Here is a 14,208-nt window from a genome sequence, read left to right on the forward strand (position 1 = left end):
CCATGATTAAGCAACGTACATTACAGCAAGCAATATCAACCACGGGTGTTGGGCTGCACAAAGGCAATAAAGTAAACCTTACTTTACGTCCTGCGCCGGCTAATACCGGTTTGATATTCCGTCGTGTGGACCTTGATCCTGTGGTGGATATTCCAGCACGGGCCGACTGGGTGCGTGATACGCAGCTGTGTACCTGTCTTATCAACGAAGAAAACGTTCGCATCTCTACCGTCGAGCATTTGCTCGCTGCGCTGGCCGGCGTTGGAATTGATAACGCGATAATCGAAGTCGACTCGCATGAAATTCCAATTATGGACGGCAGCTCGCACCCGTTTGTTTACCTGCTACAAAGCGCGGGTATTGAAGAGCAGTCAGCAGCGAAAAAGTTCATCCGGATCAAACAGCCGGTACGTGTCGAAGACGGTGATAAGTGGGCGGAACTGCTACCCCACGATGGTTTCCGTATCGACTTTGCTATCGACTTTGAACACCCGGCTATTGCAGACACAGGGCAAACAGTCAGCATCGATTTTAGTGCTAATGCCTTTATAAAAGAAATTAGTCGTGCCCGTACCTTTGGCTTCATGAAAGACATTGAATTTTTACGGGAAAACAACCTGGCACTGGGCGGCAGTTTTGATAACGCCGTTGTGCTGGATGAATTCCGCATTCTCAACAGTGACGGCTTACGTTACGACGATGAGTTCGTAAAACATAAAATGTTGGACGCTATTGGTGACTTGTACATGGGGGGACACAGTATTCTGGGTCACCTGCGTGCTTATAAGTCAGGGCATGCACTGAATAACCAGTTACTTCAGGCTTTATTAGCGCAAGAATCTGCGTGGGAATTTGTGACCTTTGACGGTGAGCAGGAAAAAGCGCCTATCGCCTTTTGGTCACCAGCAACAACCACAGCTTAGTCTTTATCGTTGGCGGTAAACTTTGCCGCCAACGCTTTTAACTCCGATTTCAACGGCTCGTCGCAGCCTTCCGCCATTGCCAGCAAACGCTCCGCACTGCTTGAATCTTTCTGATTTTTAATCGTTTTCTGAAAACTGTTCATTGACGGAGACACCTTAATAGAAAGGCTCTGTACCGGGACCGTCGCATTGTCACGAAAATGCGTTATAATGGCCGCTTGCTGAAGTTTTAGCCGGGTTGCCCAACTACCGTTATCCACCTGAATGATCATTTGACCATCGCGGATATTCAGCAATTGGCAGTGTTGGTTGGTGTTTTTATCAACGCATTGTTGAAACAATTGTTGCCAATGCGAAAGTTGGGCGGCAAACTGTGCATAGTGTCGTAATGTTGTCGACAAAGTCCGTTGTCCGGAACGGAGCCATTCTGATGGGGTTTTCGGGTGTCGTGACATAATTGCGTAGTAGGCAAATAATAAGAGAGTTCAGATGAGTTTATCAGTCTTTTATCGAGGCTCCAAAGTACGTTTTCGTATTCGGTTAAGTCGACGTCGGTTTTTGTCCTATGTTGGCATTGCTGCTTTTATCGGACTTGCCAGTTGGCAGCCATGGCAGTATCAGGGAATCGATCCTGAACTGGCGCAATCAAAAATTTCTGCAGAGCAGAAAAAGCTTGTCCTACAAGAACAAGCATTAAAAGACCTGAAAGAGGATACCCAAAAGCGTTTGGGTGCAATGACGGTATACCTGGGTGAATTAAGAGCTCAAATGCGTCGTCTGGATGCTCTGGGGGAACGTTTAGCTGGCGTTGCCAATTTGGATAACGGCGAGTTTAACTTTAATCAGGAACTGCCCATAGGTGGTCCGGAAATTGAAGTTGCCGAGTTGCCGCAAAGCTCAGGTACAGACGTTATTCGCGAAATTGAAGATATGTTGTCGCAAATCTCTGACAAACAAAAACAGCTATCACTACTTGAATCTGTGATGATGAATCACCAACTTAATAATGATGCTTATATTGCGGGGCGCCCAATCTCAGATGGTTGGTTGTCGTCGCAATATGGTGTGCGTAAGGACCCTTTTAATGGCACACCAGCCATGCACAAAGGGTTAGACTTTGCCAGTTATAATGAAGAAGTGAAGATTATTGCTACCGGCGCAGGTGTAGTGACCTGGGCGGGTGACCGATACGGTTATGGTATGTTGGTTGAAATTGACCATGGCGGTGGCTTAAAAACGCGCTACGGACATAATGATAAGCTATCGGTATCAGTAGGGGATGTTGTCACCCGTGGCCAGCAAATTGCTGAAATGGGTAGTAGCGGTCGTTCTACCGGCCCGCACGTTCATTACGAAGTTTTGCGTAATGGTCGTCAAATTGACCCGAACCAATTTGTGTATCGCAAAGCTGACTCAAAATAACTCGGTAAATTAATTTAGAACGTAGGCGGTACTTCGGTACCGCTTTTGTTGTTCAGGAAAGTAACACAGGATAAATCAATCTCATGCTAGGCAGTCTGTTTCGAAAAGTATTTGGTAGTCGCAACGATCGCATTCTAAAAACCATGAAGAAAGACGTTGAGCGAATCAACTCGCTGGAACCCGAGTTTGAAGCGTTAAGTGATGCCGAGCTAAAAGAGAAAACAACGGAGTTTCGAAAGCGCCTGAATGACGGTGAGCGTTTAGATCAAATTTTACCAGAAGCTTTTGCAACGGTTCGTGAAGCCAGCAAGCGCGTCTTTGGTATGCGTCATTTTGACGTGCAGCTTATTGGCGGCATGGTACTGAATGATAATCGTATTGCTGAGATGAAAACCGGTGAAGGTAAAACCTTAACTGCAACCCTGCCAGCTTATTTAAATGCGTTGCCTGGTAAAGGTGTTCATATCATTACGGTGAACGACTATCTGGCAAAGCGTGACGCTGAGTTCAACCAGCCATTATTCGACTTTCTGGGGCTGACAGTTGCCTTTAATATTCCGGGTATGGCACCGGAAGATAAAAAAGCGGCTTATCAGGCAGACATTACCTACGGTACCAACAACGAGTTTGGCTTCGACTATCTTCGTGACAACATGGCATTTGCACCGCAGGACAGAGTCCAGCGCGAATTAAACTATGCTTTGGTCGATGAAGTTGACTCAATTCTAATTGATGAAGCCCGTACACCGCTGATTATTTCCGGACCAGCCGAAGACAGCTCGGAAATGTACCGTAAAATGAATGAACTGGTTCCCCATTTGGTGCGCCAGGAAAAAGAAGATACGGAAGAAGAAAAAGGCGACGGCGACTTCACTATCGATGAAAAAGCTAAGCAGTTGCACCTGACCGAACACGGACAAGAGCACATTGAAGAGCTGTTGAAAGAAAAAGGCATGCTGGAAGCGGACGATTCGCTGTATTCCGCCGCCAACATCAGCTTACTGCACCACATTAATGCGGCATTACGTGCGCATCACCTGTTCCAGAAAGACGTTGATTACATCATTAAAGACGACAAAATCGTTATTGTTGATGAACATACAGGTCGTACTATGGAAGGCCGCCGCTGGTCCGAAGGTCTGCATCAGGCGGTTGAAGCCAAAGAAGGCGTTCCAATTCAGAATGAAAACCAGACCTTAGCTTCTATTACTTTCCAGAATTACTTCCGTTTGTATAACAAACTGGCGGGTATGACAGGTACAGCGGATACTGAAGCTTTTGAGTTCCAGTCTATTTACGGCTTGGAAACTATCGTACTGCCAACCAACAAACCTATGATCCGCGATGACAGAGCAGACCTTATCTATCTGACTACGTTGGAGAAATACGAAGCGATAGCGGAAGATATAGAAGAATGCCGTAAGCAGAAACGACCGGTATTGGTGGGTACGGTATCTATCGAAAACTCTGAACTGTTGTCGAACCTGCTGAAGAAGAAGAAAATTCCTCATGCGGTATTGAACGCTAAGTTCCACGAAAAAGAAGCAGATATCATCGCTCAGGCAGGTCGTCCGGGTACCGTGACTATAGCAACCAACATGGCCGGTCGCGGTACCGATATCGTGTTAGGTGGTAGCTGGATGGCTGAAGTTGAAAAGCTGGATGAGCCTACCAACGAGAAAATTGAAAAGATAAAGCAAGAATGGCAAAAACTGCATGATGCTGTTATTGAAGCCGGTGGTTTGCATATTATCGGTACTGAGCGTCACGAATCACGTCGTATCGATAACCAGCTGCGCGGTCGTGCCGGTCGCCAGGGTGACCCGGGTTCGTCGCGTTTCTATCTGTCGTTAGAAGATTCACTCATGCGCATTTTCGCTTCAGAGCGAATGGCTACCATGATGAAGCGTTTAGGCATGAAAGAAGGCGAAGCAATTGAACACCCTTGGGTAACTCGTGCCATTGAAAATGCTCAACGTAAAGTGGAAGGCCGTAACTTCGACGTGCGTAAGCAGTTGTTGGAGTACGATGACGTTGCCAATGATCAGCGCAGCGTTGTCTATGAACAGCGCAATGAATTACTGGATGAAGGCGATATTTCTGAGACCATCGTTGCTATTCGCGAAGATGTTATCAACAGTGTCATTAGCGAGTATGTTCCGCCTCAGTCTTTAGCCGAGTTATGGGACTTAAAAGGTCTGGAAGAGCGCCTGCGCGGTGACTTCCACATAGACGTACCCTTACAAAAATGGCTGGAAGAGGAAGAGCATTTCCACGAAGAAGTTCTGCGTGAACGTGTTCTGGAAAAACTGATTGCGTCCTATCAGGAAAAAGAAGAGATGGTCGGGCCGGAAGTTTTACGCCGTTTCGAAAAATCTATTATGCTGCAAAGCCTCGACCAACACTGGAAAGAGCACCTGGCGGCAATGGATCACCTGCGTCAGGGGATTCACCTGCGTGGCTATGCGCAGAAAAACCCTCAGCAAGAATACAAGAAAGAAGCCTTTGCGCTCTTTACCGATATGCTGGAGGCATTGAAGCTCGACGTGGTAACCATTTTAAGTAAGGTTAAGGTTCGGGCTCCGGAAGACGTCGATGCGGTTGATGAACAACGTAAGGCAGCGGATAGTGCTCCTCGTGAGTTCCGTCATGAGCAAAGCGGTCCTGCTGCAGAAGAGCCAACTCAGCAAAACAATGCTGACGCACAGGGACAACCTGTTCGTAAAGGTGCCAAAGTGGGTCGTAATGAACCTTGCCCTTGTGGTTCTGGTAAAAAGTACAAACATTGTCACGGTAAACTGTAGGTTACTATGAAAACCGAAGCATCGCCTGCTGTACATGTTGCAGTGGGCGTTATTGAGAATGAACAGGGTGAAATTTTTATAGCCCAACGTCATCCTGAACAACATCAGGGTGGGAAATGGGAATTCCCGGGCGGTAAAGTCGAAGCCGCCGAGAATGTCCAGCAAGCGCTGCAACGCGAACTAAAAGAAGAGTGCGGTATTGATGTGACCGATATGGCACCACTAACAGTTATCGAGCATCAGTATAAAGATAAACGGGTCTTACTCGATGTCTGGTGGGTACTTGCTTACGACGGTGAAGTGCGTCAGTTAGAAGGTCAGGACTGGTGTTGGGTTGATAAAAACCAACTTGACGCGTTTCAGTTTCCTGAAGCGAACCAGCCCATTGTTGAATGCATTATGCAGTCTTTAAACGCCTATTAATAATCCTGTTCGTCGTTGTTGTAATCATCATTAGCAATGACAACAGGCTCGCCAGGAATACTTTTCTCTTCGTTAGCCCATTCACCTAAATCAATCAGTTTGCAACGCTCACTGCAAAAGGGGCGGGCGGGTGATTTTTCTGACCATTCAACTTGTTTTTGGCAGGTTGGGCAGTTAACGCTAACACTCATGGACTACACCTTGCGATTTCGAATTCAATGTCTTGAAGAGAGGTTTCATTACTTTCCCCCGGTAAGGGCATGAATCGTACCGTAAAACGTTGCCTGTGCCCACTAATGACGGGGTAAATATTGGCTGAGCGAGGAACTTTAATGCGCAACATTGCCAGTAGCTGATCCGAACTTTCCTGTAAGAAACCATTTTGTAGCTGCATGGGAACAAAAACAGATTGCTCGCGTAACAGTGTCAGCTTCAGTGTGATAGCTAACTCCACAAAAGCTAAGGTCTTGCGCCACTCTTCGCATTGTTTGGCTTTGTCTTCAGCGGACTGGCTTAACCAAAGCTGCAGTTGTGGTAATTCAAATAAACCACTCATACCGGGTTGGCTAAAACGTTGTCTGATACTGGCTAGCAGGGCATCGTCCTTAAGTTGTCGCAGGTATTTTGGAATATCCTGTAACTGGTTAAGACACTGCTCAATTTCCTGAATGGTATTGCGCAACGCTTCGCGGTCAACGTCAGGGTGCGCTTCCCACTTTTGCAAACGTTGTTTATCGAGATCTAAATCTTTACTGAGTTCGGTCCGAATATCAAAGCGTTCCAGTAGCTCGGTAACGGCGAATAACGCATTAAAGAAGGGTTCCGCTTGTTCTTCAAAGCACAGTTGACTGGCTTTTAGCTGCTCAAAGCCGTGCTCCAATCGCAAATAGGTTCGCATGCGCTCCTGAAGAGGGTATTCGTAGAGAATGTTGTCGTTATCAGTCGATGCCATGCGATTGCCGATTGGTGAACTCTGTTCCTATAATAGCGAATTACTTTTCCTGTGCAACGGTTGCCGCCAGGTAGCGCTGATGTAACTGAAGTACCTGCTGTTTCAGCTGTTCCAGACTGCCATCATTGTTTAGCACATCATTTGCTTTTTCTAGCCGCTCGCTGCGGCTTAGCTGTGCCTTCATAATAGCTTCCACTTCTTTTTTAGGACTGTCATCGCGCTGAATAGTTCGCGATATTTGCAAAGATTCAGGAACATCAACCACCAGCACTCGCTGGCAGTATTTTTCCAGACCGTTTTCCAACAACAAGGGAGCTGACAAAATCACGTAGGGAGAGTCGGCTTGTTCAAGCTGAGAGATGAGCTCTTGTCTTATCGCGGGGTGGAGCAACTTATTCAGCCATTCCTTTTCCCGGGGGTTAGAGAAGACCCTTTGGCGTAACGCCTTGCGGTTAAGCTCACCACCTTCAGTCAATAACTGGTTTCCAAAGTGCTCTGCAATAGCCTGCAGGCAGGGAGTTCCCGGCATAACAACCTGACGGGCCACGACATCGGCATCGACGACGGTAATACCCAGCTTTTCGAATTCAGCAGTAGCTGCAGACTTGCCGCTGCCAATACCTCCTGTTACACCGACAACATAGGTCATTTTAAACGCCTCCTAACCAGCGCCAGTAACTAAAGAGTAAATCTGTTCCAAAGAAGTAGCTGAGTATGCCGCCGCCAATTAAAAACGGGCCAAAGGGTATTGGCTGTGACCGGCCTTTGCCGCGTATCATGACTAAGCCCACTATGGCACCACAAACTGAACTGGCAAGAATGGTAACCGGCAACAAAGTTGCACCGGTAAAAGCGGTAATGGCCGCCAGCAGCTTAAAATCGCCGTAACCCATTCCTTCCTTCCCGGTAACAAGTTTGAACGCCCAGTAAATGCTCCATAGACTCAGGTATCCTGCTACCGCGCCTATAATGGCGGAGTCAGGTGAGAGTTCACTGGTAGGTGACAATGACCAGAGCAAGGCAATCCAAAGCAGCGGATAGGTTAACTGATCGGGCAATAGCTGATGATTCCAGTCAATAACAAACAGGCAGATGAGCAGCGAAAATACCGCAACATAAACCAGGGCTGTAAGACTAAAACCAAAGTACCAGGCAACCAGTCCAAAGGTTAGACAACTGATAAGCTCAACCAGCCAGTAGGTTAGCGGAATATGAGTCTGGCAGTGGCGACACCGGGCACGTAATGCCAAATAGCTCAGCAGCGGTATATTGTCGTACCAGGCTATAGAGGTTTTACACTCAGGGCAGTGTGAGCCGGGAACCGCAATAGAAAAGTGATCCAGTTCTTTTAATGGAGTGCCGTTCATTTCAGCACATTCACGCTGCCACTGTCGCTGTAACTGAATGGGTAACCGGCTAATAACAACATTCAAAAAGCTGCCAATAACAGCACCAAGTATCAGCGCCAACACCAGAGTTGGTATCGACTCAGCAGCGAGCAAGTGTTCCATACTTGTGTTCCTTCGTGGTTAAAATTGCTGCCCCATAGAAAACAGCGGTAAATACATTGCGACCAGCAGAGTGCCTATAATGCCGCCTAAAATCACCATCAGCAAGGGCTCTGCCAGACCAATCAAGCGCTCACAGTTTTGTTCAAAGCGTTGCTGGCGAATATCGGCAAGCGTGGCAAAGGCCTGATCGACGTTACCGTTTTGTTCGGCAACTTTGAGAAAGCTCAGTGTACGAGGCTCACTTAAAGGGCTTGCTCTGAAACTGTCTACCCAGCCGTTTCCCTGCTCGACACTTTGTTGAACAGAGCGTAAAGCATGGCGGTGAGGTAGCCAGGTCAGGGAATGCGCGGTGCTGTTAAGAGCCTGACGCGTTTCAATGCCAGCCTTCAGGGCAACAGCCAGACGGTGAAAAAGCTGTTGGAGTTTAATGTCCTCCAACAATTTCCCGATAAAAGGCAGTTGGGACAGGGCTCGTTGCCAGAATAAAGGCGCCTTTTTCCTGACCATATACAACGATGCTGAGAAGAACAAAATAAGGCCAAGAAGCGACACGGTTTGCTCTCGTAGGAAATCCGAAGTATTAAGTAAAGTCCGGGTCAGCCACGGGAGTTCCCCTTCACTAAATAACGGTGCGAAACTTGGCAGTACCCAACCCATCATCATGAAGCAAACGGCGCCCGCAACTAAAAGTACTATAACCGGATAGCGAAGCGCTTTGCTCATTTGCTTTTTGAGCCGCAGTTGGCGTTTGGCAACCTGATGCAACTGGTGCAGGGTGTGAGCAAGCTGGCCGGTTTGCTCCGCCCAGGCTATGGCGGTGATGTCTTCTTCCGGCAACCAGTTTTTATAGAGCTGCAACGCCCGGCTAAAAGCAAGACCGCGCTCAATACAACGGATGCAGTCTTCAACCATCCAGCGCAACCCTCTGGATGGGCTCTCGCAGACACTGTGTCGTAATGCTTCAGCAAGCGGTAACCCGCTGCTGAGTAGGTCAGATACTTGCTGCAGCAACTCATACCACAGCGATAAGCGGGGTTTATAGCCTTTTAGTTTGTGGGCCGACAAAGGTTTTACTGCCGCACTGTTTATTTTGTGCTGCGCTAACAGTTGTTTTGCCTGAAGTGCCGAGTCGGCATGAACAAACCCGCACTGCTTACCCACTTGCCAGTACCAGCAATGATTAATCGGCATCATAGGTGAACCGTTCTTTTTCTTTGCGGTTGATCTGACCTGCGTCTATGTAGTTTTGCAAAGCTTGAGAGAAATCAGGCAGCTGCAATGACTCCAGATAACGACGCAGATCCGCTGTATTTGTCTTAAGGTCGATGAATTTCTCCGCCTGCTCCTGCCAGGGGACGACCTCAAACACTGCTTGACGCTTATTTTCAGCAGTTGCGGGTACCGGAAATAGCCGTTGACTGACAATAAGACTGAGTGAACTGCGGATGTCCAGCGGGTTGATGCCAAGAGACTGTAAGCGTTTCAAGCTGTCGAGACAGCTGTTCGTATGCATCGAGGTCAGAACCAGGTGCCCGGTCTGCGCTGCCTGCACTGCAATTTTTGCTGTTTCAGAGTCCCGAATCTCTCCAATCAGCATGACATCCGGGTCCTGCCTTAGCAGAGCGCGGAGCACAGACGCAAAGGTGAGCCCTTGTCGATGATTGACCATCACCTGGCTGCAACCGGGCAGGGGGACTTCAACCGGGTCCTCAACACTGCAGATATTGCATCGCTCTGCGTCTAACTGACTTATGGCGCTGTATAAGGTCGAGGTTTTGCCGCTACCGGTCGGGCCGGTAACCAAAATTAACCCTTGTGGCTGACTCAGGCAATGGGCAAACCATCGGTATTGCGCGTCCAGTAACCCTGTTTGCTGCAGGGGCGTAATACTCTGCGTTGGCTGCAGGCATCTCAGCACCAGCTTTTCACCCCCAATGACGGGGCAACAACTTAAGCGAAACTCGTGTTGGCGGCTATTCTCAGCACGCACCGACAAACGACCGTCTTGCGGTTGACGTAGTTCAGTGAGATCGAGATTAGCCAGTACCTTAATTCGGGAGTAAATCTGCTGCCCAAAGTCTGCGGGCAGCACATCTAAGCGAGAGAGCTCGCCGGCTATGCGGCCTCGCACAGTAATGCCACTTTCCTGAGGTTGTATATGAATATCTGACAGGCCTTCCGCCGCGCAGTACAGCAACAGCTGGTCAACATAATCGACGACGGAGTCATGGCTTATCTGAACTCCCGGAAGTTGACCTTCCCCGCGAAGTACCATCACTTTTTTATTGCTGTAAAAGCTCAAAAGCACGGCATCTACCGGTGGAAAACCGGGTTGTTGTATTAATAGCTCCCAGTGTTGAGTACTGGCAAAAGGCTGCAACCCGTGTTGCTTAAGAAACGGATCGTCTGTACTACCTGATACCTGCTTCAGATGAGCCAGTGAACAGCGACCGATAACAGACATTAGTAACTTACCTGACGTTCACAGTTTTGCACGACACTGCGAGACTCACCATAGTCTGAGCAGGCGATACTCCAGTCTAAGTGCGTATTAGCCGCATTGGGTGTCAGTTCAATTTGCAGAGGTTGGTTATTAATACTGACAGAGTTCAGGGTCAGTCGCACGGCAGCCGCCTGTGTCAGGCTCAAATCACTGAGTTCATCAGGTAGTGGTGCCGGGACTGCAGGAATGCCCTGGCTTCCGGCCTGATTGCACTGGTTTAACTGTCCCTCAATTTGCCAGCATAGGGCAATACCCAGTTGCAATGGTTGAGCATGAGCCAGCGCCTTACTGACTTTAGCCTGCTGCGTATAGTAGGTATATGACGGAACCGCAATAGCGGAGAGAATGGCAATGATGGCCACCACGACCATCATTTCAATTAAGCTAAAACCGGCTCCGGGTAAACGGTAAGAATGTGCATCCTGCATTAGACAGCTCCCTGTTAAAAACAGTGAAACTGTGGCTTACCCTGGCCAATTAGTAAATTCTATTTCTCTGTAAGTTATTCACTATCTTGGGAAATTCTCATTGATAAATCAATGGCTTGAATGTTTTTAGTCAAAGCGCCGGAAGAAATGAAATCCACACCGGTAGCCGCTAATTCTTGCAAACGCTCATCGGTGACATTACCGGAAACTTCTAATTTAGCCTGGTGTGACGAGTTGTTTTTGTTCTGCTGCACGGCCTGCTCGATATCAGCGATACTGAAGTTATCCAGCATAATGATGTCGGCTTCTGCGGCTAACGCCTGCGAGAATTCATCCAGGTTTTCAACTTCAACTTCCACCGTTTTACCCGGATTCAGTTGTTTTGCTGCTTTAACGGCCTGAGCTATGCCACCACAGGCAAAAATGTGATTCTCTTTAATCAGGTAGGCGTCAAACAAACCGATACGATGGTTCACGCCGCCGCCGCAACGCACCGCGTATTTCTGTGCTAATCGCATACCCGGCAAGGTCTTACGCGTATCCAGCAGCTGCGTTTTGTAGTCATTCAGAAGTTGACTGTACTGGTATGTGGTGGTGGCGGTTGCAGACAAGGTCTGCAAAAAATTAAGTGCAGTGCGCTCTCCGGTCAGCAAAATGCGACTTGGTCCTTTCAGACGACACAGTTCCGTATTCGCTGCCACCTTATCACCGTCTTTCACCAGCCATTCAATTTCCACTTTTTGCCCAAGCTGGCGGAATACTTGATCGACCCAGCCACACCCACAAACCACCGCTTCTTCCCGGGTGATAATGCTGGCACGGGACTGACTCTGCTCAAGAATCAATTGCGCAGTAATATCATAACTGGCGTCTTCGCCGGATAAATCTTCCTTCAGTGCGGCGCTTACGCCGTCCTGAATGGCAAGTTGCAGCTCGGGCTGACTCATAGATGGCTTTACCTTTTAGCAGACAATACGGATACTAGGGGGCAAACTTTACCGTTTTGTTGAGCCTGTGAAAAGCGACCCGATAAAAAATCATAAAATAACAACGGCAGTTCAATACCCGTCGCCGCACTGCGATGAGCGTCCACAGACAGACGAGATCAGTCTGTTGGTTATTCATTGCATCAGCCTGCCCGAGGGGGAATACGGTACGCCATACGTGCGTCAATTGTTTATGGGTGAGCTGGAAACCGACGCACACCCGGACTTTTCTATACTGCAGGGACTTCGAGTGTCCGCGCATTGTGTTATCCGCCGCGACGGCACGCTGGAACAATACGTTCCTTTTGATAAGCGTGCGTGGCATGCTGGCCAGTCAAGGTATTGCGGGCGCCGGCGGTGCAACGATTTCAGTATAGGTATTGAACTCGAAGGAACCGATCACACCGCCTATACTGAACAACAGTATCAACAATTAATCCAGGTAACCGAGGCGCTTATCGCCACATACCCAAAATTAAACCGTCGTCGTATTGTCGGTCATCAGGATATCGCTCCGGGCCGCAAGACCGACCCGGGCAGTGAATTTGACTGGCAAACCTATTTAAATGCCCTATAAGGAGTCATGAATGGTCCTCATTGCGTTGCTGATAGCACTAAGCGTTGAGCGTTTGTACCACAGCCCTGCATTCTTGCACTGGGCTTTCTATATGGAACGTTGGCAACGTTGGAGCTCAGCCCGTCTGCAGGATGAAAAATGGGAGAGCGAGCCCTTACAGCTTGTGCGTTTGTTGATACCGGCACTGGCTGTTGGTCTGTTGGTGGTGCTACTGGACAACCTGATGGTGACTTTTATTGTCAGTATTCTTGCGCTGCTGCTGGCTTTTAACTGTGAACCGGCCCGGAAAAACTACAAAGAATATTTAAAAGCAGCTAACAGAGGAGATGAGCCAAGTATTATTGAACATCAACAGTCTCTGACTGAATTTGCCGGGCGTCATCAGCCTCACCAAATTAGCGACTCTTTAATCTGGATCAATTACCGACAATATATTGCCGTGATGTTTTACTTCGTGTTGTTTGGCAGCTTTGGAGCCTTGGTTTATGCCACTCTGCGCTACGCTGAAACCCAGCAGCGCGAGGGAGAATCGGTTAGCCTCTGGCAGCAACTGTTGTGGTTTGCTGACTGGGTTCCGGTAAGGCTGGCAGCTTTTGGTTTATTGATAGTTGGTCACTTCTCACGGGCGCTTCCCGAGTGGTTGCAACAAAGCCTGAATCCAAAGGCCGATCCGGATAAGCTTCTGTTTAATGTTGCCAGTAAAGCAGAAGACAACCCGCAACACCCGGATGACCGAACCGAACATGCTGCCTGCCAGTTGCGCCTGATGCGCCGACAACAGATATTCTGGGTTTGTGCTATTGCCGTGCTGACATTGACAGGCTGGGTCAGCTAGAGGTAGTACCAGCTGAGAAAAATTTGGGCTCAGCCGTTAAATGATTTAGAATAACCGCATCTTTTGGTCTGACCAATTTACCGTTATGCCAGATTTACCCATAAAACAGACGAAGCTTTCCGACACTATCGTGGCGCATCTGGAACAGATGATCGTCGATGGTCGGCTTAGTGCCGGGCAAAAACTGCCGGCAGAGCGGCAACTGGCTCAGCAATTTAATGTTTCACGCCCATCGCTGCGCGAAGCCATTCAAAAATTGGAAGCCAAAGGTGTGGTAGAACGTCGCCAGGGCGGCGGAACTTACGTTGTGAATAGCATCAATGAGCAACTAACAGAGCCACTGTTTGAGCTCTTGGCCAAGCACCCTGAGTCGCAGTTTGATTTGCTTGAGTTTCGTCATGCGCTGGAGGGCATATCCTCCTTTTATGCTGCGTTAAGAGGAACCGATGCCGATCTGGATCGTATTTCAGAGAGTATAAAAGGCTTAGGCCATAGCCAAAATAGCACTATCGATGAGCAGGTTAATGCCATCGTCGAGTTTTATCACCGTATTGCAGAAGCATCACACAATGTTATTTTGTTGCATGTCATTCAGGGCATGCAGGAATTATTGGCCGAGAATATTCGGCAGAACCTGGAAATATTAGCGGGTCGCGACGACCTGCTGGAAAAACTGAATCAACACCGGCAGCAACTGGTTAGCGCTATTGTTGCAGGTCAACCGGAGCAAGCGCGGGATGCGTGTCACCAACATTTGGCCTATATTGAACAGACATTGTTGGAATTAGGCAAAGAACAGTCACGTATTCAACGTTCGCTACGACGTTCCTGAATTGATAAAAAG

Annotated in this window: 16 protein-coding genes; 7 read left to right on the forward strand and 9 right to left on the reverse strand. The window is 48.4% G+C overall.

Going from position 1 to position 14,208, the window contains the following annotated elements:
* The first annotated feature begins 2 nt into the window (after positions 1-2).
* Positions 3-923, forward strand: coding sequence for a UDP-3-O-acyl-N-acetylglucosamine deacetylase (lpxC, locus tag K5X84_RS02065; RefSeq protein ID WP_054489884.1), 921 nt, complete (start codon positions 3-5; stop codon positions 921-923).
* On the opposite strand, the gene K5X84_RS02070 is transcribed toward lpxC, so the two are convergent.
* Positions 920-1,324, reverse strand: coding sequence for a DUF721 domain-containing protein (locus tag K5X84_RS02070; protein WP_224797845.1), 405 nt, complete (start codon positions 1,322-1,324; stop codon positions 920-922). The genes lpxC and K5X84_RS02070 overlap by 4 nt on opposite strands.
* A gap of 88 nt (positions 1,325-1,412) precedes the next feature.
* Here K5X84_RS02070 and K5X84_RS02075 point away from each other — a divergent pair, with 88 nt between their 5' ends.
* The 3 genes from K5X84_RS02075 to mutT all read left to right on the forward strand — a co-directional run bounded on the left by K5X84_RS02075 (position 1,413) and on the right by mutT (position 5,572).
* Entirely contained in the window at positions 1,413-2,345 is a 933-nt protein-coding gene (locus K5X84_RS02075; protein ID WP_222236438.1) for a M23 family metallopeptidase, read from the forward strand.
* 83 nt (positions 2,346-2,428) lie between these two features.
* On the forward strand, positions 2,429-5,149 hold the full coding sequence (gene secA, locus K5X84_RS02080) for a preprotein translocase subunit SecA (RefSeq protein ID WP_222236440.1): 2,721 nt from the start codon (positions 2,429-2,431) through the stop codon (positions 5,147-5,149).
* 6 nt (positions 5,150-5,155) lie between these two features.
* A complete protein-coding gene (gene mutT / locus K5X84_RS02085) occupies positions 5,156-5,572 on the forward strand; it encodes an 8-oxo-dGTP diphosphatase MutT (RefSeq protein ID WP_199494228.1) in 417 nt (138 codons plus the stop codon).
* Here the strand turns inward: mutT and yacG are convergent.
* The 8 genes from yacG to nadC all read right to left on the reverse strand — a co-directional run bounded on the left by yacG (position 5,569) and on the right by nadC (position 11,913).
* Positions 5,569-5,763 carry a DNA gyrase inhibitor YacG gene (gene yacG, locus K5X84_RS02090; RefSeq protein WP_199494227.1) on the reverse strand — a complete coding sequence of 65 codons (195 nt, stop codon included), beginning with the start codon at positions 5,761-5,763 and terminating at the stop codon, positions 5,569-5,571. The genes mutT and yacG overlap by 4 nt on opposite strands.
* Positions 5,760-6,524, reverse strand: coding sequence for a cell division protein ZapD (zapD, locus tag K5X84_RS02095; protein ID WP_199494226.1), 765 nt, complete (start codon positions 6,522-6,524; stop codon positions 5,760-5,762). Before zapD ends, yacG begins: the two co-directional genes overlap by 4 nt.
* 40 nt (positions 6,525-6,564) lie before the next feature.
* Positions 6,565-7,173 (reverse strand): dephospho-CoA kinase, encoded by a 609-nt coding sequence (gene coaE / locus K5X84_RS02100; protein ID WP_222236442.1) that lies wholly within the window; start codon positions 7,171-7,173, stop codon positions 6,565-6,567.
* A gap of 1 nt (position 7,174) precedes the next feature.
* A complete protein-coding gene (locus K5X84_RS02105) occupies positions 7,175-8,035 on the reverse strand; it encodes a prepilin peptidase (RefSeq protein WP_222236444.1) in 861 nt (286 codons plus the stop codon).
* An 18-nt stretch (positions 8,036-8,053) separates the two neighbouring features.
* Entirely contained in the window at positions 8,054-9,229 is a 1,176-nt protein-coding gene (locus K5X84_RS02110; protein WP_222236445.1) for a type II secretion system F family protein, read from the reverse strand.
* Positions 9,216-10,499, reverse strand: coding sequence for a GspE/PulE family protein (locus tag K5X84_RS02115; RefSeq protein WP_222236446.1), 1,284 nt, complete (start codon positions 10,497-10,499; stop codon positions 9,216-9,218). Before K5X84_RS02115 ends, K5X84_RS02110 begins: the two co-directional genes overlap by 14 nt.
* Positions 10,499-10,966 (reverse strand): pilin, encoded by a 468-nt coding sequence (locus K5X84_RS02120; RefSeq protein ID WP_222236447.1) that lies wholly within the window; start codon positions 10,964-10,966, stop codon positions 10,499-10,501. Before K5X84_RS02120 ends, K5X84_RS02115 begins: the two co-directional genes overlap by 1 nt.
* Before the next feature lie 74 nt (positions 10,967-11,040).
* Complete coding sequence (gene nadC, locus K5X84_RS02125) at positions 11,041-11,913, reverse strand: carboxylating nicotinate-nucleotide diphosphorylase (protein ID WP_222236448.1); 873 nt, start codon at positions 11,911-11,913, stop codon at positions 11,041-11,043.
* 67 nt (positions 11,914-11,980) lie between these two features.
* Here nadC and ampD point away from each other — a divergent pair, with 67 nt between their 5' ends.
* From ampD to pdhR, 3 genes are all read left to right on the forward strand, one after another.
* Positions 11,981-12,529 carry a 1,6-anhydro-N-acetylmuramyl-L-alanine amidase AmpD gene (gene ampD / locus K5X84_RS02130; protein WP_222236451.1) on the forward strand — a complete coding sequence of 183 codons (549 nt, stop codon included), beginning with the start codon at positions 11,981-11,983 and terminating at the stop codon, positions 12,527-12,529.
* 10 nt (positions 12,530-12,539) lie between these two features.
* The gene (gene ampE / locus K5X84_RS02135) at positions 12,540-13,364 is read left to right on the forward strand and encodes a beta-lactamase regulator AmpE (RefSeq protein WP_222236452.1); all 825 of its coding nucleotides are present in this window, start codon (positions 12,540-12,542) and stop codon (positions 13,362-13,364) included.
* Positions 13,365-13,449: 85 nt separating this feature from the next.
* The gene (pdhR, locus tag K5X84_RS02140) at positions 13,450-14,196 is read left to right on the forward strand and encodes a pyruvate dehydrogenase complex transcriptional repressor PdhR (protein ID WP_222236454.1); all 747 of its coding nucleotides are present in this window, start codon (positions 13,450-13,452) and stop codon (positions 14,194-14,196) included.
* The last annotated feature ends 12 nt before the right edge of the window (positions 14,197-14,208 follow it).

It is taken from the genome of Idiomarina abyssalis (genome assembly GCF_019797805.1).
GTDB lineage: Bacteria > Pseudomonadota > Gammaproteobacteria > Enterobacterales > Alteromonadaceae > Idiomarina > Idiomarina abyssalis.

Bases quoted from the DNA above. Each gene is read 5' to 3' on its own strand.
- K5X84_RS02110 (WP_222236445.1), bottom strand. From the start codon at position 9,229: ATGATGCCGATTAATCATTGCTGGTACTGGCAAGTGGGTAAGCAGTGC.
- zapD (WP_199494226.1), bottom strand. From the start codon at position 6,524: ATGGCATCGACTGATAACGACAACATTCTCTACGAATACCCTCTTCAG.
- secA (WP_222236440.1), top strand. From the start codon at position 2,429: ATGCTAGGCAGTCTGTTTCGAAAAGTATTTGGTAGTCGCAACGATCGC.
- pdhR (WP_222236454.1), top strand. From the start codon at position 13,450: ATGCCAGATTTACCCATAAAACAGACGAAGCTTTCCGACACTATCGTG.
- nadC (WP_222236448.1), bottom strand. From the start codon at position 11,913: ATGAGTCAGCCCGAGCTGCAACTTGCCATTCAGGACGGCGTAAGCGCC.
- K5X84_RS02120 (WP_222236447.1), bottom strand. From the start codon at position 10,966: ATGCAGGATGCACATTCTTACCGTTTACCCGGAGCCGGTTTTAGCTTA.
- ampE (WP_222236452.1), top strand. From the start codon at position 12,540: ATGGTCCTCATTGCGTTGCTGATAGCACTAAGCGTTGAGCGTTTGTAC.
- K5X84_RS02075 (WP_222236438.1), top strand. From the start codon at position 1,413: ATGAGTTTATCAGTCTTTTATCGAGGCTCCAAAGTACGTTTTCGTATT.
- yacG (WP_199494227.1), bottom strand. From the start codon at position 5,763: ATGAGTGTTAGCGTTAACTGCCCAACCTGCCAAAAACAAGTTGAATGG.
- mutT (WP_199494228.1), top strand. From the start codon at position 5,156: ATGAAAACCGAAGCATCGCCTGCTGTACATGTTGCAGTGGGCGTTATT.
- K5X84_RS02115 (WP_222236446.1), bottom strand. From the start codon at position 10,499: ATGTCTGTTATCGGTCGCTGTTCACTGGCTCATCTGAAGCAGGTATCA.
- lpxC (WP_054489884.1), top strand. From the start codon at position 3: ATGATTAAGCAACGTACATTACAGCAAGCAATATCAACCACGGGTGTT.
- K5X84_RS02105 (WP_222236444.1), bottom strand. From the start codon at position 8,035: ATGGAACACTTGCTCGCTGCTGAGTCGATACCAACTCTGGTGTTGGCG.
- coaE (WP_222236442.1), bottom strand. From the start codon at position 7,173: ATGACCTATGTTGTCGGTGTAACAGGAGGTATTGGCAGCGGCAAGTCT.